27 protein-coding genes are annotated in these 24,254 nt (G+C 60.4%); 11 read left to right on the top strand and 16 right to left on the bottom strand.

Annotation, left to right across the window (positions count from 1 at the left end):
* Positions 1-110 precede the first annotated feature (110 nt).
* The 7 genes from murA to BMX59_RS02800 form a co-directional block, all read right to left on the bottom strand.
* Entirely contained in the window at positions 111-1,376 is a 1,266-nt protein-coding gene (gene murA, locus BMX59_RS02770; RefSeq protein WP_010213103.1) for a UDP-N-acetylglucosamine 1-carboxyvinyltransferase, read from the bottom strand.
* Positions 1,377-1,399: 23 nt separating this feature from the next.
* Positions 1,400-1,639 (bottom strand): BolA family protein, encoded by a 240-nt coding sequence (locus BMX59_RS02775; RefSeq protein ID WP_003188597.1) that lies wholly within the window; start codon positions 1,637-1,639, stop codon positions 1,400-1,402.
* Positions 1,640-1,753: 114 nt separating this feature from the next.
* Complete coding sequence (locus BMX59_RS02780; protein WP_071491154.1) at positions 1,754-2,059, bottom strand: STAS domain-containing protein; 306 nt, start codon at positions 2,057-2,059, stop codon at positions 1,754-1,756.
* The gene (locus tag BMX59_RS02785) at positions 2,056-2,703 is read right to left on the bottom strand and encodes an MlaC/ttg2D family ABC transporter substrate-binding protein (protein ID WP_093119824.1); all 648 of its coding nucleotides are present in this window, start codon (positions 2,701-2,703) and stop codon (positions 2,056-2,058) included. The genes BMX59_RS02780 and BMX59_RS02785 overlap by 4 nt, the downstream gene beginning before the upstream one ends.
* Positions 2,704-2,714: 11 nt before the next feature.
* Positions 2,715-3,182 carry an outer membrane lipid asymmetry maintenance protein MlaD gene (gene mlaD, locus BMX59_RS02790; protein ID WP_017845975.1) on the bottom strand — a complete coding sequence of 156 codons (468 nt, stop codon included), beginning with the start codon at positions 3,180-3,182 and terminating at the stop codon, positions 2,715-2,717.
* Positions 3,182-3,979, bottom strand: a complete 798-nt coding sequence (gene mlaE / locus BMX59_RS02795) for a lipid asymmetry maintenance ABC transporter permease subunit MlaE (RefSeq protein WP_003188592.1) — start codon at positions 3,977-3,979, stop codon at positions 3,182-3,184. The genes mlaD and mlaE overlap by 1 nt, the downstream gene beginning before the upstream one ends.
* Positions 3,979-4,788: an ATP-binding cassette domain-containing protein gene (locus BMX59_RS02800; protein WP_003171811.1), complete on the bottom strand. Its 810-nt coding sequence runs from the start codon at positions 4,786-4,788 to the stop codon at positions 3,979-3,981. The genes mlaE and BMX59_RS02800 overlap by 1 nt, the downstream gene beginning before the upstream one ends.
* A 298-nt stretch (positions 4,789-5,086) precedes the next feature.
* On the opposite strand from BMX59_RS02800, the gene BMX59_RS02805 reads away from it, so the two are divergent.
* The 10 genes from BMX59_RS02805 (at position 5,087) to BMX59_RS02850 (ending at position 12,095) form a co-directional block, all read left to right on the top strand.
* Positions 5,087-6,061 carry a KpsF/GutQ family sugar-phosphate isomerase gene (locus BMX59_RS02805; RefSeq protein WP_071491152.1) on the top strand — a complete coding sequence of 325 codons (975 nt, stop codon included), beginning with the start codon at positions 5,087-5,089 and terminating at the stop codon, positions 6,059-6,061.
* A complete protein-coding gene (locus BMX59_RS02810; RefSeq protein WP_058414321.1) occupies positions 6,062-6,586 on the top strand; it encodes a KdsC family phosphatase in 525 nt (174 codons plus the stop codon).
* Positions 6,587-6,594: 8 nt separating this feature from the next.
* Positions 6,595-7,167, top strand: a complete 573-nt coding sequence (gene lptC, locus BMX59_RS02815; RefSeq protein ID WP_071491151.1) for an LPS export ABC transporter periplasmic protein LptC — start codon at positions 6,595-6,597, stop codon at positions 7,165-7,167.
* Positions 7,154-7,687 (top strand): lipopolysaccharide transport periplasmic protein LptA, encoded by a 534-nt coding sequence (lptA, locus tag BMX59_RS02820; protein WP_032893554.1) that lies wholly within the window; start codon positions 7,154-7,156, stop codon positions 7,685-7,687. Before lptC ends, lptA begins: the two co-directional genes overlap by 14 nt.
* The gene (gene lptB / locus BMX59_RS02825) at positions 7,687-8,412 is read left to right on the top strand and encodes an LPS export ABC transporter ATP-binding protein (RefSeq protein ID WP_016974288.1); all 726 of its coding nucleotides are present in this window, start codon (positions 7,687-7,689) and stop codon (positions 8,410-8,412) included. Before lptA ends, lptB begins: the two co-directional genes overlap by 1 nt.
* 184 nt (positions 8,413-8,596) lie before the next feature.
* On the top strand, positions 8,597-10,090 hold the full coding sequence (locus BMX59_RS02830) for an RNA polymerase factor sigma-54 (protein WP_016974289.1): 1,494 nt from the start codon (positions 8,597-8,599) through the stop codon (positions 10,088-10,090).
* Between the two features lie 75 nt (positions 10,091-10,165).
* Positions 10,166-10,471 (top strand): ribosome hibernation-promoting factor, HPF/YfiA family, encoded by a 306-nt coding sequence (gene hpf / locus BMX59_RS02835; RefSeq protein ID WP_093119827.1) that lies wholly within the window; start codon positions 10,166-10,168, stop codon positions 10,469-10,471.
* 10 nt (positions 10,472-10,481) lie between these two features.
* Positions 10,482-10,946 (top strand): PTS IIA-like nitrogen regulatory protein PtsN, encoded by a 465-nt coding sequence (gene ptsN / locus BMX59_RS02840; RefSeq protein WP_038851044.1) that lies wholly within the window; start codon positions 10,482-10,484, stop codon positions 10,944-10,946.
* Positions 10,947-10,948: 2 nt separating this feature from the next.
* Positions 10,949-11,806: an RNase adapter RapZ gene (gene rapZ / locus BMX59_RS02845; RefSeq protein ID WP_092240739.1), complete on the top strand. Its 858-nt coding sequence runs from the start codon at positions 10,949-10,951 to the stop codon at positions 11,804-11,806.
* A 16-nt stretch (positions 11,807-11,822) separates the two neighbouring features.
* Positions 11,823-12,095, top strand: coding sequence for an HPr family phosphocarrier protein (locus BMX59_RS02850; protein WP_058422993.1), 273 nt, complete (start codon positions 11,823-11,825; stop codon positions 12,093-12,095).
* A 44-nt stretch (positions 12,096-12,139) separates the two neighbouring features.
* On the opposite strand, the gene BMX59_RS02855 is transcribed toward BMX59_RS02850, so the two are convergent.
* The 6 genes from BMX59_RS02855 to pmbA form a co-directional block, all read right to left on the bottom strand.
* On the bottom strand, positions 12,140-13,033 hold the full coding sequence (locus tag BMX59_RS02855) for a ZIP family metal transporter (protein WP_071491150.1): 894 nt from the start codon (positions 13,031-13,033) through the stop codon (positions 12,140-12,142).
* 31 nt (positions 13,034-13,064) lie between these two features.
* Complete coding sequence (locus BMX59_RS02860) at positions 13,065-13,676, bottom strand: superoxide dismutase (RefSeq protein WP_071491149.1); 612 nt, start codon at positions 13,674-13,676, stop codon at positions 13,065-13,067.
* Position 13,677: 1 nt separating this feature from the next.
* On the bottom strand, positions 13,678-14,106 hold the full coding sequence (locus BMX59_RS02865; protein ID WP_092240737.1) for a hypothetical protein: 429 nt from the start codon (positions 14,104-14,106) through the stop codon (positions 13,678-13,680).
* A 27-nt stretch (positions 14,107-14,133) separates the two neighbouring features.
* Positions 14,134-15,510 carry a class II fumarate hydratase gene (locus BMX59_RS02870; protein WP_093119832.1) on the bottom strand — a complete coding sequence of 459 codons (1,377 nt, stop codon included), beginning with the start codon at positions 15,508-15,510 and terminating at the stop codon, positions 14,134-14,136.
* Positions 15,503-15,898 (bottom strand): FagA protein, encoded by a 396-nt coding sequence (locus BMX59_RS02875; protein ID WP_071491146.1) that lies wholly within the window; start codon positions 15,896-15,898, stop codon positions 15,503-15,505. The genes BMX59_RS02870 and BMX59_RS02875 overlap by 8 nt, the downstream gene beginning before the upstream one ends.
* A 152-nt stretch (positions 15,899-16,050) precedes the next feature.
* The gene (gene pmbA / locus BMX59_RS02880) at positions 16,051-17,397 is read right to left on the bottom strand and encodes a metalloprotease PmbA (RefSeq protein ID WP_093119835.1); all 1,347 of its coding nucleotides are present in this window, start codon (positions 17,395-17,397) and stop codon (positions 16,051-16,053) included.
* A gap of 108 nt (positions 17,398-17,505) precedes the next feature.
* Between pmbA and yjgA the strand changes: the two genes are divergently transcribed.
* Positions 17,506-18,027 (top strand): ribosome biogenesis factor YjgA, encoded by a 522-nt coding sequence (yjgA, locus tag BMX59_RS02885; protein WP_058423000.1) that lies wholly within the window; start codon positions 17,506-17,508, stop codon positions 18,025-18,027.
* Positions 18,028-18,072: 45 nt separating this feature from the next.
* Here yjgA and tldD read toward each other — a convergent pair whose 3' ends face one another.
* The 3 genes from tldD to BMX59_RS02900 are packed head-to-tail and all read right to left on the bottom strand — an operon-like array spanning position 18,073 to position 24,244.
* Positions 18,073-19,515 (bottom strand): metalloprotease TldD, encoded by a 1,443-nt coding sequence (gene tldD, locus BMX59_RS02890; protein WP_071491144.1) that lies wholly within the window; start codon positions 19,513-19,515, stop codon positions 18,073-18,075.
* A 16-nt stretch (positions 19,516-19,531) separates the two neighbouring features.
* Positions 19,532-20,380, bottom strand: coding sequence for a carbon-nitrogen hydrolase family protein (locus tag BMX59_RS02895; RefSeq protein ID WP_071491143.1), 849 nt, complete (start codon positions 20,378-20,380; stop codon positions 19,532-19,534).
* 48 nt (positions 20,381-20,428) lie between these two features.
* The gene (locus BMX59_RS02900; RefSeq protein WP_093119838.1) at positions 20,429-24,244 is read right to left on the bottom strand and encodes a YhdP family protein; all 3,816 of its coding nucleotides are present in this window, start codon (positions 24,242-24,244) and stop codon (positions 20,429-20,431) included.
* Between the last annotated feature and the right edge of the window lie 10 nt (positions 24,245-24,254).

The following is a 24,254-nucleotide window of genomic DNA, read 5'->3' on the forward strand; positions in this document are numbered from 1 at the left end:
GCGGTCCGGTCGCAAACGGCGCCGGACACAGATCGAGGCCATTACAGCCTCGATTTGAAACAAATCCTGTGGAGAAAGATTACCCTCCCCCACCGTTACAGCTTCCGGGACTAGCCCGGTACGCGGCGGATTTTCGCGCCGAGCATCTGCAGTTTTTCTTCAATGCACTCGTAACCACGGTCTATGTGGTAGATGCGGTCGATCAGGGTGTCGCCTTCGGCGATCAGCGCCGAGATCACCAGGCTGGCCGACGCACGCAGGTCGGTGGCCATGACTGGCGCGCCCTTGAGTTTCTCGGTGCCGGTGACGATGGCGGTGTTGCCTTCGACCTGGATCTTCGCGCCCATGCGGTGCAATTCGTACACGTGCATGAAGCGGTTTTCGAAGATGGTCTCGATCACGGCACCGGTGCCTTCGGCAATCGCGTTCAGGGAGATGAACTGCGCTTGCATATCGGTCGGGAACGCCGGGTACGGAGCGGTACGCACGTTGACGGCCTTGGGACGCTTGCCGTGCATGTTCAGCTCGATCCAGTCTTCACCGGTAGTGATTTCCGCACCGGCTTCGCGCAGCTTTTCCAGGACCGCTTCCAGGATGGTCGGATCGGTGTCCTTGACCTTGACGCGGCCACCGGTGACGGCGGCGGCAACCAGGTAGGTACCGGTCTCGATGCGGTCAGGCATTACCTTGTAGGTGGCGGTATGCAGACGCTCTACGCCATCGATGGTGATGGTGTCGGTGCCCGCACCGGAAACCTTCGCGCCCATGGCGTTCAGGAAGTTGGCCAGGTCGACCACTTCCGGCTCGCGCGCGGCGTTTTGCAGGACGCTGCGGCCTTTGGCCAGGGCAGCGGCCATCATGATGTTCTCGGTGCCGGTCACACTGACAGTATCAAAGAAGAAGTTGGCGCCACGCAGGCCGCCTTCCGGCGCCTTGGCCTTGATGTAGCCGCCTTCGACGTCGATAACGGCGCCCATGGCTTCAAGGCCACGGATGTGCAGGTCAACCGGACGCGAGCCAATGGCGCAACCGCCAGGCAGGGCGACTTCGGCTTCGCCGAAACGGGCAACCATCGGGCCAAGCACCAGGATCGACGCACGCATGGTTTTCACCAGTTCGTACGGGGCTATCAGGGTCTTGATGGTGCGTGGGTCGATTTCGACGGCCAGTTTCTCGTCGATCACCGGTTCGATACCCATGCGACCGAACAACTCGATCATGGTGGTGATGTCGTGCAGGTGCGGCAGGTTGGCCACGGTCACCGGGCCATCGCACAGCAGGGTCGCTGCCAGGATCGGCAAGGCGGAGTTTTTTGCACCGGAGATGCGAATCTCGCCATCAAGGCGGGCACCGCCGGTAATAATCAATTTATCCATAAGAATCTCGACGCCTTGGGGGCTCAGGTGCGCTCGGCCCAGGCCGCGCGGCTGAAAAATTTCATAGTGACCGCATGGATGCTGCCATCGGTGATCCACGGGTTCAAATGGGCATAGATCTGCTGCTGACGCTTGACCGGGCTGAGTGCCGCCAGTTCATCGCTAATCACGTTCAGCTGGAAGTTGCAGCCTTCGCCTTCAACTTCAACGGTCGTTTCCGGCAGCTTTCCTTCAAGAAAGCTCTTAACTTCTAGGGCCTGCATGCTCAACCTCTATCGGCGCCCAGTGCGCGCGGGTCGCACATCATACAAAAAAGCCCCGCGCCTGCGAACCCCGCATAGCAGGACTCTGACGGGGGGCCTCTTTAATAATGTGTATTAAGGATGCGCCAGCAGCTCGGTCAGACCGGAAACTTCGGCGATTTCGCGCATGTCTTCGGGCAATGCCCGGATGCTGACCGGCTTCCTGGCCGCCTCAGCATCACGCATGAAGCACAGCAGCAGCGACAAGCCGACGCTGCTGGACTTGGTCACGGCAGAACAATCCAGCACCAACGCGGGCGCAGTGCTGGTTTTGATCAGCGCCTGACCCTGCTTGCGCAGCTCAGGCCCGGTGCGGTAATCCAGCACGCCGCTGAGGAACAACTCACCGGCGTCGCCAAGACGAACAGCCGACTCGGTCATTGCACAGGCTTCCCGGCTTCTTTATCGGATGTTTCCTTGGCTTTGGCGACTTCACCGGCCCAACCGTTGATAGTTTTGTCCAGGTCGTTGCCATTACGCTGCATCGCGTCAGCGAACTGATCACGGAACAGCTTGCCGATGTTGATACCGTTGATGATCACGTTGCGCAGCTTCCACTCGCCGTTGACCTTCTCGAGCGTGTATTGCACAGGGTAGACGGCACCGTTGTTGCCCTTGACGCTCATGTTGACGCTGGTGCGATTACCCGACTCGTCCCCGGCAGGCGCAACGGTAATGCCCTGGTTGTTGTACTCGAGCAGCGCGTTGCCATAGAACTGGAACAGGCCTTTCTTGAAGTTTTCCTGGAAGGTCTGCATCTGCGCAGGCGTCGCCTTGCGCGAATACTTGACCGTCATGATGCTGCGGGAAATGCCTTCGGCATCGACCACCGGGCCGACAATGGCATTGAGCGCATCGTAAAACTTGCTCGGATCTTGCTTGTACTGCTCTTTATTGGCAGTGAGGTCAGCCAGCATTTTGTTGGTCGTGTCCTGCACCAGATCGTGCGCAGAACCTGCCGCGTTAGCCATCAGCGGCAGCGCTGCCAACAGCACCAGCAGGCCACGTCGCAAGGTAGAGATCATGAACAGATTCCTCATTTGGCGTCTTTATTGACCGTATTAAGCAGGAATTTACCGATCAGGTCCTCAAGCACCAGCGACGACTGTGTGTCGTGGATTGTCGAGCCATCCTTGAGCAGGGCTGTTTCCCCACCCACGCTGATACCGATGTATTTCTCGCCCAGCAGACCCGCAGTGAGAATAGATGCAGTGGAGTCAGTCGGCAGATTATCTACCTTCTTGTCCAGTTGCATCGTCACTCGGCCGGTGAAGCTGTCGCGATCCAGATCGATTGCCGTGACCTTGCCGATGGTCACACCGGCCATGGTCACTTTAGCTCTGACAGTCAAACCGGCGATATTGTCGAAGTATGCGTAAAGTTTATAAGTGTCGGCAGTGGGGCTGGCCGACAGGCCGCTGACGCGCAGGGCCAACAAGAGTAAAGCCAGGATGCCAGCCAGCAAGAAAAGGCCGACACCGATTTCCACAGTGCGGTTTTGCATCAGAAATCTCCAAACATCAAGGCGGTCAAAATGAAGTCAAGGCCCAGTACCGCCAGCGAGGCGTACACAACGGTCTTGGTGGTGGCGCGACTGATCCCTTCTGAGGTGGGCTCACAGTCATAGCCTTGGAATACGGCGATCCAGGTGACAACAAAGGCGAACACGATGCTCTTTATGATGCCGTTGAGCACGTCGCCAGTGAACGTCACGCTGTTCTGCATGTTGGCCCAGTAGGAGCCGTCGTAGACGCCCAGCCAGTCCACCGCCACCCACGAACCACCCCAGATCCCGACCACGCTGAAGATCATCGCCAGCAGTGGCAGGGAAATGAAGCCGGCCCACAGGCGTGGGGCAACAATGTACTTGAGCGGGTCCACGCCGATCATTTCCAGGCTGGACAGCTGTTCGGTGGACTTCATGTTGCCGATTTCGGCGGTCAGCGCGGAGCCCGCGCGCCCGGCGAACAGCAGGGCGGTCACCACCGGCCCCAGTTCACGCAACAGCGTCAGGGCGACCATCTGCCCCACCGCCTGCTCCGAACCATAGCTGGACAGGATATTGAAGCCCTGCAACGCCAGCACCATGCCGATGAACACCCCGGAGACCACGATGATCACCAGGGACATCACGCCCACCGAATGCAACTGCTTGACCAGCAGGCCAAAGCCGCCGCCAATGCCGCCACGGCCGAGCAATGCGTGGAACAGGAAAATCGTCGAACGGCCCAGCACTTCGACGATGTCGATGCCCGAGCGACCGAAAAGGCGAACCTTCTCGATAAGAGATGTCTTGCGCATCAGCGCTTCCCCAGAAGATCTGAGCGGTAATCCGCCGCCGGAAAGTGAAAAGGCACCGGGCCATCAGGATCGCCGGTCATGAATTGGCGAATGCGCGGGTTGTCGGCGTTCATCAGCTCTTCGGGCGTGCCCTGCCCCAGCACCTGGCCATCGCCCACTACATAGAGGTAATCGGCAATGCTCGCGGTTTCTGCAAGATCGTGGGAGACCACGATGCTGGTGATGCCCAGTGCATCGTTGAGCAGGCGGATCAGACGCACCAGCACGCCCATGGCGATGGGGTCCTGACCGACGAAGGGCTCGTCGTACATGAGAATCTGCGGGTCGAGGGCGATGGCACGCGCCAGCGCCACACGGCGCTTCATCCCGCCAGACAATTCATCGGGCATCAGGTCGATGGCGCCGCGAAGGCCTACGGCCTGCAGTTTCAGCAACACAATGTCACGAATCATCTCATCGGACAGCTGGGTATGCACCCGCAGCGGAAAGGCCACGTTCTCGAAAACATCAAGATCGGTGAACAGCGCACCGCTCTGGAACAGCACACCCATGTGCTTGCGTGCATCGAACAGATCGCTGCGCGACAGCGTCGGCAGGTTCTGGCCGTTGACCCACACTTCTCCCGCACTGGGGCGCAATTGCATGCCCATCAGGCGCAGCAGCGTGGTCTTGCCGCAACCGGAAGGCCCCATGATGCCCGTGACCTTGCCGCGCGGAATGCGGATATCGACGTTATTGAAGATGCTGCGCGTCCCGCGCTTGAAGGTCAGTCCCTTCAGCTCGACCGCGTAGGCGTTATCGGCACTCATCTAAACTCCTTGGGATGCAGCCTCTCACTCAGACACCACGCTTGCGACAAACGTTTGCAACCTTTGTGCAATAGTTGGCCACGTGGGCTGGGCGGACCGAACTGGCGGCGAACTATATCACTGCTGGTACAAGGCGCCCAAGGCCGGAACAGTGCTTGTTCAGATTGGGGACAGGGAAAAATCGTTGCTGGGGTTGAATCTCAAGCACATTGCGAACAAACCCTGACGAACTTGCGTGAGGGAATTGATCATTACCGCTATAATCGCCGACTTTTCGTCAGGCTATACGATTTCAGACATGAGCCAATCCAGCGACCTTATTCAATCCGCACAACGCACCATCCGCCTCGAGCTTGAAGCCGTAGAAGGCTTGCTGGCGCATATTGACGCGGATTTCGTACGCGCCTGCGAGATGATTCTGGCCAGCAAGGGCCGCGTCGTGGTGGTCGGCATGGGCAAGTCGGGCCACGTCGGCAACAAGATCGCCGCCACCCTGGCCAGCACCGGAACCACCGCGTTTTTCGTGCACCCGGCCGAAGCCAGCCACGGCGACATGGGCATGATCACCAAGGATGACATCATCCTTGCCCTGTCCAACTCCGGCACGACCAACGAAATCGTGACCCTGTTGCCGCTGATCAAACGCCTGGGCATCAAGATGATCAGCATCACCGGCAACCCGGAGTCGACGCTGGCCAAGGCCGCCGAAGTGAACCTGAACGTCCACGTGGACCACGAGGCCTGCCCGCTGAACCTGGCACCGACCTCCTCCACCACGGCCGCACTGGTCATGGGCGATGCCTTGTCCGTAGCACTGCTGGAAGCCCGGGGGTTTACCGCCGAAGACTTCGCGTTTTCCCATCCAGGCGGCGCCCTGGGCCGCCGCCTGCTGCTGAAAGTGGAAAACGTCATGCACTCGGGCGATGAATTGCCTCACGTCCAGCGCGGCACCCTGCTGAAAGACGCGCTGATGGAAATGACCCGCAAGGGCCTGGGCATGACCGTGATCCTCGAGGCCGATGGCCGCCTGGCCGGGGTCTTCACCGACGGCGACCTGCGCCGTACCCTGGACCGCACGATTGATATCCACACCGCCACCATCGACGCGGTAATGACACCCCACGGCAAGACCGCGCGCCCCGAGATGCTGGCAGCCGAAGCCTTGAAGATCATGGAAGACCACAAGATCGGCGCGCTGGTGGTGGTTGATGGCGACGACCGCCCGATTGGCGCCCTGAACATGCACGACTTGCTGCGTGCAGGAGTGATGTAGATGACCAGCGACCTGTTGCAACGCGGCAAAAATATCAAACTCGCGATTTTCGACGTTGACGGTGTGCTGACCGACGGCCGCCTGTACTTTCTCGAAGACGGCAGCGAATTCAAGACATTCAACACGCTGGACGGCCAGGGCATCAAAATGTTGATGGCGGCGGGCGTGCAAACGGCAATTATCAGCGGCCGGAAAACGCCCGTTGTGGAACGCCGCGCACAAAACCTGGGGATTCCTCACCTGTATCAGGGCCGCGAGGATAAACTGGTGGTTCTGGACGAGCTTCTTGGCCAACTCAACCTAAGCTATGAGCAGGTCGCCTACTTGGGTGACGACCTGCCAGACCTGCCGGTGATTCGCCGAGTAGGCCTGGGCATGGCCGTCGCCAATGCGGCGGCGTTTGTTCGCGAACACGCCCATGGCATCACCAGCGCCCGCGGCGGCGAAGGTGCCGCCCGCGAGTTCTGCGAGCTGATCCTGCGTGCCCAGGGCAGCCTTGAAGCGGCCCACGCCGCCTACTTATAGAGCGTTTTATGCCGAGCAAAAAGATTCGCAACTTCCTGTTATTCGGGGTCATCGCCGCGCTGTTCCTGGCGGTGGGCTACTGGAATATCAGCCCGGAGCGCTTTCTCGACCAGCCTGCTGCGCAGGTTGACGAGGGCGCTATCGACTATTACGCCATCAATGCCAAAAGCGTGCAGTTCCTGCCTGACGGCAAGGTGCAATACGAGATGACCTCGGACAAGGTCGAGCATGTGAAGGCCACCGAAGTCACCCTGCTGACCAACCCGGACATGAACATTTACCGCGGTACCGAGTTCCCATGGCACGTCACCAGCAAGCGTGGCGAGGTCAACCCGGACGGTACCGAGGTGGAACTGATCGACTCGGTGCGCATTGCGCGCACTGACGATAAAAGCCGTGAGACCGTGATTACCAGCAGTCGCATGACCGTATTCCCGCAGAAGCAATATGCGCAGACCGAGCAAGACGTTAGAATCGACGGCGCTGGCGGTGTATCGACTGGCAAGGGAATGAAAGCGTATTTGAAAGAAAGCAGGATACACCTGCTATCGAACGTAAGAGGACAGTATGAGGCTCGTTAAAACTCTCCCTATTTTGCTCGGCCTGGGCGCAGCACTGGGAAGCGTGAGCGCCTGGGCTCTGCCGAACGATAGCCAGCAGCCGATCCACATTTCAGCTGACGATGCGCAACTGGATGACAAGCAAGGCGTGGCCACCTACACCGGCGGCGTGATCATCACGCAGGGTTCGATGAAAATCACCGGCAATACCGTGACGCTTACGCGCACCAAGACCGGCGATATCGATGTCGTGACCTCGGTCGGCAACCTGGCTTACTTCGAACAGAAGCAGTCCGCGACCGATACCGGACCGATGAAGGGCTACGGCAAGACCATCCAGTACCATGCCCAGCAGAACCGCATCGTCCTGATCGACCAGGCCAAGGTGCTCAGCCCCGATGGCAACTCCACGGAAGGTGAGAAGATCACCTATGACACCGTGAAACAGATTGCAAACGCCGGTCGTGCCAATGGCAACAAGGTCACCGCGCCTCGTCCACGCATCGACATGGTTATCCAGCCGAAGAAGAAGGCCGAGTAATGGCAACCCTGAAAGCCCAGCATCTGGCCAAGGCCTATAAAAGCCGTCAGGTCGTGCGCGACGTCAGCCTGTCGATCGACAGCGGCCAGATCGTCGGCTTGCTCGGCCCTAACGGCGCCGGCAAGACCACTTGCTTCTACATGATCGTCGGCCTGGTCCAGGCGGACCAGGGGCGCGTGCTGATCGATGACCTGGACGTGAGCCACCAGCCAATGCACGGCCGCGCCCGTGCCGGTATCGGCTATCTTCCACAGGAAGCGTCGATCTTCCGCAAACTGTCGGTGTCGGACAATATCATGGCGATCCTCGAGACCCGCAAGGAACTCGACCGTGACGGCCGTCGCAAGGAGCTGGAAAGCCTGCTGCAGGAGTTCCACATCAACCATATCCGCGACAACCTCGGCATGAGCCTGTCCGGTGGTGAGCGTCGCCGCGTGGAAATCGCCCGCGCCCTGGCCACTGCACCCAAGTTCATCCTGCTGGACGAGCCGTTTGCCGGCGTCGACCCGATCTCGGTCGGCGACATCAAGCAGATCATCCATCACCTCAAGGCCAAGGGCATCGGCGTGCTGATCACCGACCACAACGTCCGTGAGACGCTCGACATCTGCGAAACCGCCTATATCGTCAATGACGGCCAGCTGATTGCCGAAGGTGATTCCGCCACAATCCTGGCCAATGAACTGGTCAAGGAAGTGTATCTGGGTCACGAGTTCCGCCTGTAAACACCGTGGTGTCACGGCGTTCGCCAAGGTGCGCGGGAGTCAATGAAAACCTCCGGATTTTTATTGTTACCGCGCTCTAGGCAAAGCACCCGACATCAGGCATATAATTTGCTTATGTTTGGCGCTCACGCGCCCTGTCGTGGATGGCGCATTGCGCCGGCGAATAAGGTGTTAAGCCCCTGCCATGAAACCATCGCTAGTCCTGAGAATGGGCCAGCAGCTGACGATGACACCGCAGCTGCAACAGGCCATCCGCCTGCTCCAATTGTCGACCCTGGACCTGCAACAGGAAATCCAGGAGGCCCTGGAGTCCAATCCGATGCTCGAACGCCAGGAAGAAGGCGACGACTTCGATAATGCAGACCCGCTGGCCGATAACATCGAGCAAAAACCCAATTCCGACGTGCAGGAACCCTCCTACCAGGAAACCGCCCCCACGGTGGACAACCTTGAGGAAGGCGAATGGAACGAACGCATTCCCAACGAGCTTCCGGTCGACACCGCCTGGGAAGATGTCTACCAGACCAGCGCCAGCAGCCTGCCCAGCAACGACGATGACGAGTGGGATTTCACCACCCGCACCTCTGCCGGCGAGAGCCTGCAGAGCCATCTGCTATGGCAACTGAACCTGGCACCGATGTCGGACACCGATCGCCTGATCGCCGTAACCCTGATCGACTGCATCAACAATCAGGGTTATCTAGACGAGACGCTCGAAGAAATTCTTGAAGCCTTCGACCCCGAACTGGATATCGAACTGGACGAGATCGAAGCCGTCCTGCACCGCATCCAGCAGTTCGAGCCTGCCGGTATCGGCGCGCGCACCCTCAGCGAATGCCTGCTGCTGCAATTGCGCCAGCTGCCGGCCAAGACCCCCTGGCTCGCCGAGGCCCAGCGCCTGGTCACCGACTACATCGACCTGCTGGGCAGCCGCGACTACAGCCAGTTGATGCGCCGCATGAAGCTCAAGGAAGACGACCTGCGCCAGGTCATCGAGCTGGTACAGAGCCTCAACCCGCGCCCTGGCTCGCAAATCGAGTCCAGCGAAGCCGAGTACGTGGTTCCCGACGTGATCGTGCGCAAGGACAACGAGCGATGGCTGGTGGAACTGAACCAGGAGTCGGTGCCACGCCTGAGGGTCAACCCGCAATATGCCGGTTTCGTCCGCCGCGCCGACACCAGCGCCGATAACACCTTCATGCGCAACCAGTTGCAGGAAGCCCGCTGGTTCATCAAGAGCCTGCAAAGCCGCAACGAAACCCTGATGAAAGTCGCCACCCAGATCGTCGAGCACCAGCGCGGCTTCCTGGAATACGGCGACGAGGCGATGAAGCCGCTGGTACTGCATGACATCGCCGAAGCGGTGGGCATGCATGAGTCGACCATTTCACGCGTGACCACGCAGAAATTCATGCATACCCCACGGGGTATTTATGAACTGAAATACTTTTTCTCCAGCCACGTCAGCACCTCCGAAGGCGGTGAATGCTCGTCCACGGCGATCCGCGCGATCATCAAAAAACTGGTTGCCGCGGAAAATCAGAAAAAGCCATTGAGTGACAGTAAGATCGCTGGTTTACTGGAGGCACAAGGCATTCAGGTCGCCCGTCGAACCGTCGCCAAGTACCGCGAGTCCCTCGGGATCGCGCCTTCCAGCGAGCGTAAGCGTTTGATGTGACGGGCGGGCCACAGCGTTCCAGTGGCAGGCGCCTTTGCCTGCCGCTTTATGCACTGGCAACGAAGGAGAAGCTGTATGCAAGTCAACATCAGTGGACACCATGTAGAAGTCACCCCTCCACTACGCGACTATGTCGAGCAGAAGCTGAGGAAGCTTGAGGGTCATTTCGACAAGATCACCAACGTGCAGGTCATCATGAAGGTCGACAAGCTTCAGCAGAAAATCGAAGCGACTCTTCAGATACCCGGTGGAGAAGTGGTCGCCAATGCCGAACATGAAGACATGTATGCAGCAATCGACTTGCTCACCGACAAGCTTGACCGCCAACTCAAAAAGCATAAGGAAAAGAATCTGAGCCTGCTTCAGGGCACAGGTCGTTAACTCTCCCCCCATGATCCGACTTGAAACCATCCTGACCCCCGGCCGTTCCCTCGTGAACGTGCCGGGCGGCAGTAAAAAGAAAGCCCTCGAACAAATTGCCAACCTGATCGCGCGCGAAGTGCCGGATCTGGAGATGCAGGATGTCTTCGATGCGCTGATTGCCCGTGAAAAACTCGGTTCCACGGGTTTTGGCAACGGCATCGCCATTCCTCACTGTCGCCTCAAAGGCTGCGAAACACCTGTCAGTGCCCTGCTGCACCTGGAAGCCCCCATCGATTTCGACGCCATCGACGGTGCGCCGGTAGACCTGCTGTTCGTCCTGCTGGTCCCGCAAGCCGCTACCGATGCGCACCTGGAACTGCTCCGGCAGATCGCCAGCATGCTCGACCGCAAGGAAGTACGCGACAAACTGCGTAGCGCCAGCAGCAATGAGGCGTTGTACCAGGTTGTCCTGGATGAACAGAGCGGGCAGTAACCATGCGCTTGATCATCGTCAGCGGCCGCTCCGGCTCGGGTAAAAGCACCGCCCTCAACGTTCTTGAGGACAACGGGTTCTATTGCATCGACAACCTGCCCGCTGGCCTGCTGCCAGAGTTGGCGGAACGCGCCTTGATCCATACCGAACTGGCCCAACCGCTGGTCGCCGTTTCGATTGATGCCCGTAACCTGCCCAGCCACCTCGAGCGATTCCCGCAATTGCTCGAGGAAGTGCGGGGCAAGCACATTCATTGCGACGTGCTGTACCTGGACGCCGACGAAGAGACCCTGCTCAAACGCTTCTCCGAGACCCGCCGGCGCCACCCCCTCAGCAGCTCCCATCGCTCTCTGGCCGAAGCCATCGAAGACGAAACCAAGCTGCTGGGACCGATCATTGACCTCGCCGACCTCAAGATAAACACCACCAGCCTCAACCTGTACCAGTTGCGCGATGCCATCAAGCTGCGCCTGCTGAACCAGCCGGAGCCGGGCACGGCATTCCTCGTGGAGTCGTTCGGGTTCAAGCGCGGCATGCCGGTCGACGCCGACCTGGTGTTCGATGTGCGCTGCCTGCCTAACCCGTACTGGAAACCGGAGCTGCGTGACCAGTCCGGGCTGGATCAGCCCGTGGCCGATTACCTGGCGGCGCAACCGGATGTGGAGGAGATGTTCCAGGATATTTCCACCTACTTGCTCAAATGGCTGCCACGCTTTGCTGCAAGCAACCGCGCCTATGTCACCATTGCCATTGGCTGCACTGGCGGCCATCACCGCTCCGTCTACCTGACCGAGCGCCTGGGCCAGGTGCTGCAACAAACTCTCAAGAACGTCCAGGTCCGCCACCGCGACCTTAGCTGAAAGGAACACCCCCGCGATGCCCGCTCTGGAAATTGAAATCATCAACAAGCTGGGCTTGCACGCCCGCGCCTCGGCCAAGTTCGTGGGCGTAGCAGGGCAGTTCCCCTGCCAGATCCGCGCCGGGCGTACACCGGAATCCATGGTCGACGGCAAGAGCATCATGGCCATGATGATGCTGGCGGCCGGCAAGGGCACCCGGATTCACTTGAAGACGGAAGGCGAGCAGGAAGACGAAGCAATGGCCGCGCTGGTGGCGCTGATCAACAATTACTTCGACGAAGGTGAATAACCCTCTGTAGAAGCGAGCTTGCTCGCTCCTACAGTAGACTTTACCTACCCCAAAGCGGTGTCCATCACCATCATCAAGCAAAAACCGATGCACAGGCCCAGGCTGGCGAGTTTTTCGTGACCATTGCGTCGCGATTCGGGGATGACTTCGTGGGTCACCACCAACAGCATCGCGCCAGCAGCCAGGGCCAACCCCAAAGGCAACAACACTTCGGCCAGGCTGACCAGCCAGGCGCAGAGCACAGCGAATACGGGCTCCACCAGACCTGATGCAGCGCCGATCAGGAACGCCTTGACCCGCGACATTCCCGCCCCGGCCAACACCAACGCAATCACCAGTCCTTCGGGCACGTCCTGCAACGCGATGCCCATGGCCAGGCTGTCGGCATCCGGCATGCCACCACCGGCGGAAACGCCTACCGCCATGCCTTCGGGGATGTTGTGGGCGATGATGGCGAACACGAACAACCAAATGCGCGGAGGAATTACCGGCTTGTCCGGCGTGCCCACCAGCATTTCCGGACTCGCCCCGGAGACCTTACGGTCAACCAAGTACAACCCGAATGCTCCCAGCATGATGCCAAAGCTGATCAAACCACTGGCACCCCACGGCGAGAGCCCCAGGCTTTCAGCCGCGGCAATGCCCGGGACGATCAGCGAAAACGCCGTCGCCGCCAGCATCACCCCCGCACCAAAACCCAGCAGCGTATCGCTCAGCGCCACCGGCATGCGTCGGATCACCAGTACCGGGACCGCGCCCAGCGCCGTCCCCAGGGCGCAAATGGAGCCGCCTTGCAGGGCGCGCAGGATACGCGGTTCCAGGTTCAGCCAGGCCAGCCCGTGGGCCACCAGCAATGCAGTACCTGCCAATAGCAGCAGCGAGCCAAACGCATAACGAAACATTCGTCCGCTGCTGATCGCCAGTGTGTCAGTCCCCATAGTCGGCCTTAGATCTTGTCGAGGGTGATTTTCAGGCCAAAGCGGCCTGATAGCGGGCGGCAACTTCTGGCCAGTTGATAACACTGTAGAAGGCATTGATGTATTCGGGGCGGCGGTTCTGGTACAGCAGGTAGTAGGCATGCTCCCAGACGTCCAGACCGAGGATCGGTGTATTGCCGTTCATCAATGGACTGTCTTGATTACCACTGCTCTCCACCACCAGAGTCTTTTGCGGGGTGACGCTCAGCCAGGCCCAACCGCTTCCGAAGCGCGTCAACGCGGCTTTGGTGAAGGCTTCCTTGAAACTCTCAAAACCACCCAACTGTTCGTCGAGGGCTTTGCCCAACGCACCTTCGGGCTTGCCACCGCCTTTGGGCGACATCACCGCCCAGAACAACGAGTGGTTGGCATGGCCGCCGCCCTGATTGATCACCGCTGCGCGCAGTTTTTCCGGCAGTTGCTGCACGCTGGACACCAGTTTCTCGACCGGCCAGCCCGCAAACTCGGTGCCTTCGACCGCTGCGTTGAGGTTATTGATGTAAGTCTGGTGGTGCTTGGTGTAGTGAATCTCCATGGTTTGCGCATCGATATGCGGTTCCAGGGCGTCATACGCGTAAGGCAAGGCAGGCAAGGTGTAAGTCATTTCAATGTGCTCCGTAGTGGGGCGTGGCGGGCTGCGCCGCAGTACCGCCCAGCAAGCGATGGGTGCGAGGGTATTCGCCGTGATCGCTGATGAAATTCAACAGTTCGACATAGGTTTTGCTGCTCTGGCGCAGCGCCGCTTCCCGCAACTGCGGGCTCAGGCGCGGGTCCTGCATGGTCTGCAACAGACGCTGGTGGATAGCGCAAAGGTATTCCGCGCTTTCTTCCGGCTGGTTCAGCCGCAGGTGCAGGTCCGCCAGGTTGTGATGGGAAATGACGCAAGCCGCCACTGCTTCGTCGGCATCTGCCCAGCGCTCGAACAGCACTTGGGCCAGGGCCAGGGCTTGCAAGTAAGCCTCGCGAGCGTCAACCAATTCACCCGCCATAAAGCAGCGATTGGCCCGTTCGATCGTGCGTTTCCAGTGCTCCATGGTGAGCCTCCAAAGCAGAGTCGGTGATTACACGCCGCCGGCCGTGAGCTTTTCCGGATCCAGCAGGATTTCCAGTTGGCTGCGCGGCAAGTCGGTGTGCTCAAGGGCGACATCAATCACCGGACGGCCCTGCTGATAGGCCTTCTTGGCGATTTCAGCGGCCTTTTGGTAACCGATGATCGGGTTGAGTGCGGTGACCAGGATCGGGTTGCGCGACAGCGCTTCCTTGAGCTTGGCCTCATTGACCTTGAAGCTGGCAATGGCCTTGTCTGCCAGCAAACGACTGGAGTTGGCCAGCAACTCGAGGCTGCTGAGCAGGTTATTGGCGATGATCGGCAGCATCACATTCAGTTCGAAGTTGCCCGACTGGCCGGCGACCGTGATGACCGTATCGTTGCCGATGACTTGTGCGGCCACCATCGCGGTGGCTTCAGGGATCACCGGGTTGACCTTGCCGGGCATGATTGACGAACCAGGCTGCAGGCCTTCCAGCTCGATTTCCCCCAGGCCTGCGAGTGGGCCGGAGTTCATCCAGCGCAGGTCGTTGGCGATTTTCATCAGCGACACGGCGGTGGCTTTCAACTGCCCGGACACAGCGACGGCGGTGTCCTGGGAGCCAATCAGGGCGAAAAGGTTCTTGCCCGGGGTGAATTTCACACTGGTCAGGCTGCTCAATTGCTGACTGAAACACACCGCGAATTCCGGGTGTGCGTTGATTCCGGTGCCGACCGCAGTACCGCCCTGAGCCAACGCTTGCAAACTCGGCAGAAGGTCCTGCAAATGCCCGATATTGGCCTTGAGCTGCTGCGCCCAACCGTTGAGCACCTGGCTCATGCGCACCGGCATGGCGTCCATCAAGTGAGTGCGGCCAGTCTTGATGAACGGGTGAACCTCTTGCGCCTTCTGCTCGATCACCTGCACCAGATGCAACAGTGCGGGCAGTGTTTGCTCATGCAGCACCAGCGCGGCGCTGACGTGGATCGTGGTCGGAATGATGTCGTTGCTGCTTTGGCCGCAATTCACGTGGTCATTTGGGTTGACCGGCTCACCCAGCAAGCGGCTGGCAAGGGTCGCAATCACTTCGTTGGCGTTCATGTTGGAGCTGGTGCCGGAGCCGGTCTGGAAGATGTCCACCGGGAAGTGCTGCATGAAGTCGCCTTCCAGCAAACCTTGGGCGGCATCGACGATGGCCTTGCCCTGCCCTTCGCTGATCTGCTTGAGGTCAACGTTAACCTTGGCAGCAGCTGCCTTTGCCAGGATCAGAGCGCGAATGAATTGCGCGGGCATACGTTGATGACTGATTGGGAAGTTGTTCACCGCGCGCTGGGTTTGTGCGCCATACAAGGCTTCGGCAGGCACCTGCAGTTCGCCCATGCTGTCGCGTTCGATACGGGTGTTACTCATCGTTAGATCCTTGCACCAGGTCAGAAACAGAAATGGAAGGCAGCAATTCGCAGGTCGCCAATTGCCAGGCAAAGGTCTGCCAGCGCTTGAGGCGGCAGGCACAGTGGGAGAGTTTTTCCAGGTCGCGCAGCGGGCGCCAGGCCTGGTCCAGGCACAGGGAACGCCAATGCCACGGCAGTGCAATATCGCTGGCAGTGTCGAGCAACAGGCGGAATGAGGTTTCAGCGATCGTCCACGGATGGGTCGCGGTGCAGCACGCCAGGTATCGACCCTCGTTGAGGTAGTGTTCGATCAGGCGCGGCTCGTTGGGGTCGAGGCCGCAACGAATCTGGCGACTCATCCAGCGCCAGCTCTCCAGGTAAGGATCCTCATGCAGGACAGAACTCATGATCCACGCTCACTCGGTAATGATATTTATTATTAAATGATATTGAGAATCAAAACAAGAGTAGCAGGATAATCCTCCTGACACGCAGCCACAAAAAAAGGCGCGCCATCTATAAAGATGGCGCGCCTTCTTGTTGAAGCGCGTCTGAAGGATCAGCTGCCGGCGACGGTCATCCGCTCGATCAACACCGATCCCGTACGGATATTGCTACGCAACTCCAAGTCGTTTCCGACAGCGACGATCTGCTTGAACATATCGCGCATGTTGCCGGCAATCGTCACCTCTTGAACGGCAAACTGAATCTCGCCGTTTTCCACCCAGAAACCCGCTGCACCACGGGAGTAGTCGCCCGTAACCATATTCAGGCCATGGCCCATCAACTCGGTCACCAGCAGGCCACGCCCCATGCGCCGCAGCAACGCCGCCTGGTCTTCATCACCATGAGTAACGAACAAGTTGTGCACGCCACCGGAGTTTGCTGTGCTTGGCAGGCCCAATTTACGACCGGCGTAAGTACCCAATACGTAGGACACCAATTCCCCGTTCTCGACAAACGGCTTGGCATACGTGGCCAGACCATCACCGTCGAACGCCGAACTGCCCATGGCGCGCATCAGGTGCGGACGCTCATCGATGGTCAGCCATTCGGGGAACAGCTTCTGGCCGATCGCACCTTCAAGGAACGACGACTTGCGGTACAGGTTGCCGCCGGAAATCGCCCCCAGGAAACTGCCGAACAAGCCGCCGGCCAACTCCGCCGAAAACAACACCGGCACCTCGCAGGTTGGCACCGGGCGCGCGCCCAGGCGGCTCGCCGCACGCTGTGCAGCGCGCTGGCCAATGCTGACCGGGTCGGCCAGCAAATCGCCCTGGCGGTTCACGTCATACCAGTAATCGCGCTGCATCTGGCCGTTGGCCTCGGCGATCATCACGCAGCTCAGGCTATGGCGAGTGGACGCATAACCACCGATGAAACCATGGCTGTTGCCATATACACGGCAGCCCTGATGAGTACTCAATGTGGTGCCATCAGCGTTCTTGATGCGGGCATCGGCGTCGAACGCAGCGGCTTCGCAGGTCAGCGCCTGCTCGATGGCCTGCTCCGGCGTGATATCCCAGGCATGGAACAGATCGAAGTCCTTCAGGTCCTTGGCCATCAGCGCCTTGTCGGCCAGGCCCGAGCTTTCATCCTCGGACGTGTGCTTGGCAATCGCCAGCGCAGCGGCGACTGTCTCGCGAATCGCTTCCGAGCCACTGGCCGAGGTACTGGCCGAACCTTTGCGCTGCCCCACATACAAAGTGATGCCAAAGCCCTGGTCACGATTGAACTCGACAGTTTCCACTTCCCGCTGGCGCACCGACGTCGACAGCCCCTGCTCCAGCGACACCGACACCTCACAGGCACTGGCCCCCTGGCGCTTGGCCTCGGCAAGGATCTGCTCGACTTGTTCCTGCAGTGCCGGTAACGCTTGCGGACCGACGCTTTGGGCTGCACTCATGGTTTTCTCCACTCAAATTCTGCTTTCGGTTAAGGCCATCGAGCGACCGGGCCGGACAAGCGGCCCCCGACTGGTTATCATGGCGGCGTTTCTTTGCGGACTGCCACCATGGTTGATTCTTACGACGACTCCCTCGATGGGGAGAAAAGCAAAACCCAGGTCAAACGCGAGCTGCATGCGCTGGTTGACCTCGGCGAGCGCCTTACAACGCTCAAAAAAGATTTAATTGCAAAACTGCCACTGACCGACGAAATGCGCCGGGCCCTGGCCGATGCGCCCAAGCACACCGCGAATATCGCGCGCAAACGGCACATCATGTTTATCGGCAAGCTGATGCGCGACCAGGACATCGACGCCATTCTGACTTTGCTCGATCAAACCGATGCCTCCACTCGCCAGTACAACGAACGCTTCCATAACCTGGAACGTTGGCGTGACCGCCTGATCTCGGGCGATGACGCGGTGCTGGAGAAATTCGTGCTGGACTACCCGGACGCGGACCGCCAGCAACTGCGCTCCCTGATCCGTCAGGCCCAGCACGAGCTGGCGCATAACAAGGCGCCGGCCACCAGCCGTAAAATCTTCAAGTACATCCGTGAGCTGGACGAGACTCAACGCGGCCTGCGTTGATGCCCTTCCCCGGGTGGCGGCCTTCGCCACCCGAAGCTCCACCGCTTACGACCCCGTGCCACCCACGGTGATCGCATCAATCTTCAGCGTTGGCTGGCCGACACCCACCGGTACCGACTGCCCATCTTTCCCGCATGTGCCCACGCCGCTGTCCAGCGACAGGTCGTTACCGACCATCGACACCTTGCTCATGGCTTCCGGACCGTTACCGATCAAGGTTGCGCCTTTGACCGGCGCGGTGATCTTGCCGTCTTCGATCAGGTAAGCCTCGCTGGTGGAGAACACGAACTTGCCGCTGGTGATATCCACCTGGCCACCCCCGAGGTTGGCGCAGTAGATGCCGCGCTTCACCGAGGCGATGATTTCAGCCGGATCGCTTTCGCCGCCCAGCATGTAGGTGTTGGTCATGCGCGGCATCGGCAGGTGCGCATAGGATTCACGACGGCCATTACCGGTACGCGCCACGCCCATCAGGCGGGCGTTGAGCTTGTCTTGCATGTAGCCCTTGAGCACACCGTTTTCGATCAGGGTGGTGCACTCGGTCGGCGTGCCTTCGTCGTCGACGCTCAGCGAGCCACGGCGCCCGGCCAGGGTGCCGTCATCCACGATGGTGCAGAGCCTGGACGCAACCATCTCGCCCATGCGCCCGCTGTAGGCCGAACTGCCCTTGCGGTTGAAGTCACCTTCCAGGCCGTGGCCGACTGCTTCGTGCAGCAACACGCCGGACCAACCCGAGCCCAGTACCACCGGCAATGTACCTGCCGGTGCCGGGATGGCTTCCAGGTTGACCAGCGCCTGGCGCAGCGCTTCACGGGCATAGCCCATGGCACGGTCGTCGGTGAGGAAATAACGATAGTCGGTACGCCCGCCGCCGCCATGGCCGCCGCGCTCGCGGCGGCCGTTCTGCTCGACGATCACACTCACGTTGAAGCGCACCAGCGGCCGCACATCCGCCGCCAGGCCGCCATCGGTGGACGCCACCAGGATGCGCTCCCACACGCCGGCCATGCTCACGGTGACCTGCTGGATACGCGGGTCCAATGCACGGGTCGCGGCATCGACACGCTTGAGCAAGTCGACTTTCTCGGCACGGGTCATCACTTCCAACGGGTTGTCCGGCCCGTACAACTGGGTCACATCCTGGGTGCTGAATGCCTGCACCGTGCCGTTTTGCCCGGCACGGGAGATCGAGCGTGCGGCACGTGCGGCCAGGCCCAAAGCCTCCAGGGTGATCGCATTGCTGTAGGCAAAACCGGTTTTCTCACCGGACTGCGCCCGCACGCCCACACCCTGGTCAAGGTTGAAACTGCCTTCCTTGACGATGCCGTCTTCCAACGCCCAGGACTCGGAAATCTGCCCCTGGAAATACAGGTCGGCCGCGTCGATGCCCGGCCCGGCAAGATCGCCCAGCACGGTTTGCAAGCTTTCGATGGTCACGCCACCGGGTGCCAGGAGGTGTTCACTGACTGAGGACAACAACTCGCTCATAGGTATGGCCTTAAATTCATCGTTCCGAAGCAGGTCGCTGTGCGCCCTGCGAGAAAAAGCGCCGATGGCTGACCACCGGCATGCGCGCCCTTATCGACGCCTGTTCACTGCTATCGCGTTCGGCCAGCAACACCGCTTCGCCTTGATCCTGTTGTGTCAGCACGCGCCCCCAGGGGTCGACAATCGCCGCATGACCATAGGTTTCCCGCGGCCCCGGATGCACACCCCCCTGGGCGGCCGCCAGCAGATAGCACTGGGTCTCGATGGCCCGTGCACGAATCAGCACATCCCAGTGCGCAGCGCCGGTCACCGCGGTAAACGCCGATGGCGCGGTAATCAATTCAGCCCCCGCCGCGCGCAATTCGCTGTACAGCTCGGGGAAGCGCAGGTCGTAGCACACGGTCAGGCCCAATCGGCCGACCGGCGTATCCGCCACCACCACATTGCTCCCGAAAGCATAGTCGTCCGATTCGCGATAACGACCACGAGCGTCGGCAACGTCCACATCGAACAGGTGCAGCTTGTCGTAACGGGCAACGATTTCGCCCTGATCATCGATCAACAGCGAGCAGGCGTTGGACTTGGCGTGCGGTTGGTCCTTGGGCGGCAATGGCAAAGTACCGGCCACTATCCATAAGGTGAGGTCGCGAGCAGTCTGTTTCAACCATGGCAGGATCGGGCCTTCGCCCAGCGCCTCGGCGCGGCCGATATCGGCCACGTCACGACGGCCCATGGCGGCGAAGTTTTCCGGCAGTACCGCCAGCTTCGCACCACCAGCCGCCGCGTCTTCCAGCAAGCGACGGGCCTGGGCCAGGTTGGCCAGCACGTCGCTCTGGCTGACCATTTGAATTACCGCAAAGGACATGGGCCGACACTCCATAAAGGGCATGGGGCCATGCTACTCCACAGCCTCTCAGTTTGGCTTTTCAAATGGCTTGTCGAAGGTGATTTTCGGGTCCTTCCACGGGCCTTCGACCTTGTACTGGACACTGGCGAAGCGTGAAACACGGTCGCCGATCAGCTTGTCGATCAGGAACAACGCACCACCAATGGCCGGCGCACCCACGATCAACGCCGCGATCGGCAGGTTGTTGGTCACCGGCAGCGTTACCAGCAGCTTGGCATCGACGCGGTCAGCCACCAGGTCCAGGGTACCGTTGAGCTCGAGGTTGCTCGACGGCCCCGTCATGGTGATCGGTTCGCGGGTCACGAACACGCCATTGCTGGCGGCCAGCAGGCCTTTGACCCGGTCATAGCTCAAACCCTTGCCGAGCAGGTCCGAGAAATCCAGGCGCAACCGCCGCCCGATGGAGTTGAAGTTCAGCAGGCCGAATACCCGCAGGGCCTGGGCTCCGCCTTCCACTTCGACGAACTGGCCGTTGCGGAACGCCGCATCCAGGCTGCCGGAGAAACGCTTGGGCCCTACATAGGCCGGAGAACCAGGCCAACGTCCGTCCACATCCAGATGGAAATCCTGGCTGGTGACGGTCGGCGCATACCCCCACCCCTTGAGTACATCGCCAATATTCTTGCCGTCCAGGCGCCCCTTGTACCAGCTGCTGCTGTCTCCCGCCGCGCCCTCCCAGCCACCCGCCCCCTTGAGCTGCATACCCTTGAGACCCAGGTCCAGGTTGTTGAAGGCCAGGCCCTTGGCGGTCGGGCGGATTTTCAGCGACCAGGCGCCGATCAGGTCCGGGCCCTGGAACAATTGATCAATGGCGATATCCAGCGCCGGAATATCCTTGGGGTCGATGTTCGCCAAGGGGTCCGGCGCGTTTTCATCCGCCTGCACCGAAGGGTCTACCGCCGGCAGCTTCACATACTGCAGGTTGATCGCAATCGGTGCGCCCTTGGCGTCCGGCAGGTTGACCGAGCCCTTGGCCTGCTGGCTGTCGAGCTGCACGCCCCACGCTGCAGGCTTGCGGTCCAGTTGCAAATTGACTCGATCGAACTGCGTGCCGAAACCGGTCAGCTTGCCGATCTTGAAGTCAGCGCCGCTGAGCAATTGCTTGGCACTGCCGCCCGGGTCATTGCCCGCATAACGATCCACCAGTTTCTTCCACGGGTCGATATCCAGCTCCGACAGCACCCCACGAATGCGCAAGCCCTTGGCGCCCGGCAGCACAGCATCGCCATCACCGAGGAACAGCTCGCCGCGCCCGTCATTGAATTTGTCCGGCGGTGCAGCAAAGGTAAAGTTGGCCAGCTCGCCATAATCGAACCAATAGCGGCGCTCGGCGCCCTGCAAGGTCATGCGGAACACACTGTCACGCCCCTGGCTGGCCGGCATGCCGAACGGCGCCGGCAGGTCCACAGCCACGCCCTTGAGGTTGGAGCTGACCATCAGTTGGCTGTCGGCGCCATCCAGGGTCACCTGCAACTGGTACGGAATATCGCCGGATACCGGTAACGGCTGGCTGATTTTCAACCAGTCGGTCAGCCGCTTGACCGTAACCTGACCCTTGGCATTCACACGGGTGCTGATATTGCCCGGCTTGCCGTCGGCAACGATCTGCGCGGTGATCGGCCGATCAAACGCCTGAGCGGTGATGTTCTGGCCACTCAGGCCCTTGGCGCTGTCGAAACGGAACTCGCCCTTGAGCTGGGTCAGGTCCAGGGGCGGCTCGGCCAATTGCAGGCGCGCCTTGTCGGTCTTGAAGTCCACCACGATTTTCGGTTCGGCGCCCTTGGCCAACGGAATATCCAGGTCAAGGCCGCCTTGCAGGTCGCCCTCGCCCTTCCAGCCAGAAAAGGTCGATGCAGTGCCGATCGGCGCTTCCTGAAGGATTTTCAGGCCATCGCCCAAGCCACCGGCAAAACCGCCCGTAAGCAGCAGATGACTGTCCTTGCCCGCAGGTGCATGGGGAATATTGACGTAGATGTCCTTGACCTTGGTATCAAGCAACTGGCCCTTGCTGGCCAGGATGCGCACACCGCTCTCCTCGACAAACACTTCGCCGTTGACCTTGCTCACGTGAGGCCAGCCCGGCTGGAACGCCAGCTCGGCATCATGCACCTTGAAGAACAGGCTGATATTGCGTGAAGCCGGCAGCGCATCGTGGTTCAACGACCCCTGATACTGGAAGAAGCCTTGATCCACCGCGCCCTTGAGAATCGCGGTACGCAGCCATTCATCCAGGGCGGGGCTCAACACCGCCGGCAGGTATTTGGGGGTGAAGCGCCCGTCGCCATCGACCATACCGACCCGCAGGTCCATGTAGTCTTCCTGGTTGTGGTCGAAATGCAGGCGGATCAGGAAGTCGGCGGCGATCTTGCCCTCCTCGCCCAGCACCTTGATGTATGGGGCGATCAGGGTGAAGCCTTCTTTGTCCAGCTTCCACGTCAGGCGTGCATTGGCCTGGAGGTACTGCCAGGGCTTGGCGAAGATCGGGTCGAGGTGCAGGGAAAAGTCCTTGCTGTCCATGCGCAACTCGCCCTGGCCCAGGTCGCCGCTGATGCTGCCGGATACGTTACGCGCAGCCGGTGCGCCGAAGTAGGCATCGAAGCCGATGCGTTCGAGGTTGGCGGCGAAGCTGACCTTCTTATCGGTCGTGTCCTGGGGACGGAAGTCCACCAGCACATTACGCAGCAGACCAGTGGCCTTGAGGTGCTCGACCGTCTTGGCAAAACCTTCCGGCAGCGGCGCCAGCGCGTTGAGCAATGGTGTGATAGGCGTCAGGTCCAGGCGGTCGGCCTGGAGCTTCCAGACTTCCAGGTCCTTGTCGGTGGCCAGGGTCTGCCGCAATTGCAGGCGGGATTCCCAGCGAGTCTCGCCCAGGCTCATCGCCAGCGAGTCGAACAGCACGCTGAGACCGGTGTCACTGCGTTGCAGGTAGGCCGTAAGCGCGAGGTTTTCGATGTGCACCGGCTTGCGCTCGGCGTATTGGCCCTTCACCTGTGGCGAGTTGAGGCGCACTACCGCACTCTGCACGGCACCTTTGGCCCAGGTCAGCCAGAATTCGCCGCCCGCCTTGAACTGCGTGAGCTTCCACTGTTGAGTCAGCTTCGCCGGGATCCACCTGGCCCAGTCACTCTGGGGCAGGCTCAGATAAGCCTGGACTTCGCCGTCCTTCCACTGGCTGGCGCGGATGCGGGTGCGCAGGCTCATGGCGAGGGGCTGGCCATCGGGCAGGGTCAGGCGTGCATCCAGGCGTTGGCGGGTGACGCCGGTGTGCAGGTTCAGACCGACATACGTCAGGGTCACCGGCGCCTGGTCGAACGGTTGCAGTGTCACCTGGCTGTCGAGCAGTGACACGCGCTTGACCTTCTGCATGTTCGTGAGCAACTGCTCAGGGTCCAGCGGCTGATCGTCCTGAACCGGCAGGCCTTGCAAGGCCCACTTGCCGTCCTTGTCTTCCTTGACGCTGAGTTGCAGGCCACTGACTTGCAGGTGGGCAATCCGCACTTCGCGCGCCATCAGGCTGGCCCAGACATCGGGCACCACTTCGACCTGGTCCAGGCGCAAGGCACTGCTGCCCTCGCCCAGCATCACATCATGGGCCAGCAATACCGGCGCGAAGCCGCTCCAGCGGCCTTCGAGGCTGCCGATATGCAAAGGCATGTCCACGGCTGCCTGGGCCTTGGCTTCGACTTCGGCACGGTACTCGGCCACCAGCGGCGTCAATTCACGCCCCAGGCTCACGTACACCGCCGCCAATACCAGCGACAAGGCGCAGAGGCCCAGCCCCCAACGGGTCAAAGCGGCAAAAAAGCGTATCAGACGCTCCATGTCAGGCGAC

It is taken from the genome of Pseudomonas sp. NFR09, from assembly GCF_900111535.1.
In the GTDB taxonomy this organism is placed as follows: domain Bacteria; phylum Pseudomonadota; class Gammaproteobacteria; order Pseudomonadales; family Pseudomonadaceae; genus Aquipseudomonas; species Aquipseudomonas extremorientalis.

Bases quoted from the DNA above. Each gene is read 5' to 3' on its own strand.
- BMX59_RS02865 (WP_092240737.1), bottom strand. From the start codon at position 14,106: ATGGAGCACTGGAAACGCACGATCGAACGGGCCAATCGCTGCTTTATG.
- tldD (WP_071491144.1), bottom strand. From the start codon at position 19,515: ATGAGCGAGTTGTTGTCCTCAGTCAGTGAACACCTCCTGGCACCCGGT.
- lptB (WP_016974288.1), top strand. From the start codon at position 7,687: ATGGCAACCCTGAAAGCCCAGCATCTGGCCAAGGCCTATAAAAGCCGT.
- yjgA (WP_058423000.1), top strand. From the start codon at position 17,506: ATGGTTGATTCTTACGACGACTCCCTCGATGGGGAGAAAAGCAAAACC.
- ptsN (WP_038851044.1), top strand. From the start codon at position 10,482: ATGATCCGACTTGAAACCATCCTGACCCCCGGCCGTTCCCTCGTGAAC.
- BMX59_RS02900 (WP_093119838.1), bottom strand. From the start codon at position 24,244: ATGGAGCGTCTGATACGCTTTTTTGCCGCTTTGACCCGTTGGGGGCTG.
- mlaE (WP_003188592.1), bottom strand. From the start codon at position 3,979: ATGCGCAAGACATCTCTTATCGAGAAGGTTCGCCTTTTCGGTCGCTCG.
- mlaD (WP_017845975.1), bottom strand. From the start codon at position 3,182: ATGCAAAACCGCACTGTGGAAATCGGTGTCGGCCTTTTCTTGCTGGCT.
- BMX59_RS02830 (WP_016974289.1), top strand. From the start codon at position 8,597: ATGAAACCATCGCTAGTCCTGAGAATGGGCCAGCAGCTGACGATGACA.
- BMX59_RS02800 (WP_003171811.1), bottom strand. From the start codon at position 4,788: ATGAGTGCCGATAACGCCTACGCGGTCGAGCTGAAGGGACTGACCTTC.
- lptA (WP_032893554.1), top strand. From the start codon at position 7,154: ATGAGGCTCGTTAAAACTCTCCCTATTTTGCTCGGCCTGGGCGCAGCA.
- lptC (WP_071491151.1), top strand. From the start codon at position 6,595: ATGCCGAGCAAAAAGATTCGCAACTTCCTGTTATTCGGGGTCATCGCC.
- BMX59_RS02860 (WP_071491149.1), bottom strand. From the start codon at position 13,676: ATGACTTACACCTTGCCTGCCTTGCCTTACGCGTATGACGCCCTGGAA.
- BMX59_RS02870 (WP_093119832.1), bottom strand. From the start codon at position 15,510: ATGAGTAACACCCGTATCGAACGCGACAGCATGGGCGAACTGCAGGTG.
- hpf (WP_093119827.1), top strand. From the start codon at position 10,166: ATGCAAGTCAACATCAGTGGACACCATGTAGAAGTCACCCCTCCACTA.
- BMX59_RS02775 (WP_003188597.1), bottom strand. From the start codon at position 1,639: ATGCAGGCCCTAGAAGTTAAGAGCTTTCTTGAAGGAAAGCTGCCGGAA.
- BMX59_RS02805 (WP_071491152.1), top strand. From the start codon at position 5,087: ATGAGCCAATCCAGCGACCTTATTCAATCCGCACAACGCACCATCCGC.
- BMX59_RS02785 (WP_093119824.1), bottom strand. From the start codon at position 2,703: ATGATCTCTACCTTGCGACGTGGCCTGCTGGTGCTGTTGGCAGCGCTG.
- rapZ (WP_092240739.1), top strand. From the start codon at position 10,949: ATGCGCTTGATCATCGTCAGCGGCCGCTCCGGCTCGGGTAAAAGCACC.
- BMX59_RS02895 (WP_071491143.1), bottom strand. From the start codon at position 20,380: ATGTCCTTTGCGGTAATTCAAATGGTCAGCCAGAGCGACGTGCTGGCC.
- BMX59_RS02855 (WP_071491150.1), bottom strand. From the start codon at position 13,033: ATGGGGACTGACACACTGGCGATCAGCAGCGGACGAATGTTTCGTTAT.
- BMX59_RS02875 (WP_071491146.1), bottom strand. From the start codon at position 15,898: ATGAGTTCTGTCCTGCATGAGGATCCTTACCTGGAGAGCTGGCGCTGG.
- pmbA (WP_093119835.1), bottom strand. From the start codon at position 17,397: ATGAGTGCAGCCCAAAGCGTCGGTCCGCAAGCGTTACCGGCACTGCAG.
- BMX59_RS02780 (WP_071491154.1), bottom strand. From the start codon at position 2,059: ATGACCGAGTCGGCTGTTCGTCTTGGCGACGCCGGTGAGTTGTTCCTC.
- BMX59_RS02810 (WP_058414321.1), top strand. From the start codon at position 6,062: ATGACCAGCGACCTGTTGCAACGCGGCAAAAATATCAAACTCGCGATT.
- BMX59_RS02850 (WP_058422993.1), top strand. From the start codon at position 11,823: ATGCCCGCTCTGGAAATTGAAATCATCAACAAGCTGGGCTTGCACGCC.
- murA (WP_010213103.1), bottom strand. From the start codon at position 1,376: ATGGATAAATTGATTATTACCGGCGGTGCCCGCCTTGATGGCGAGATT.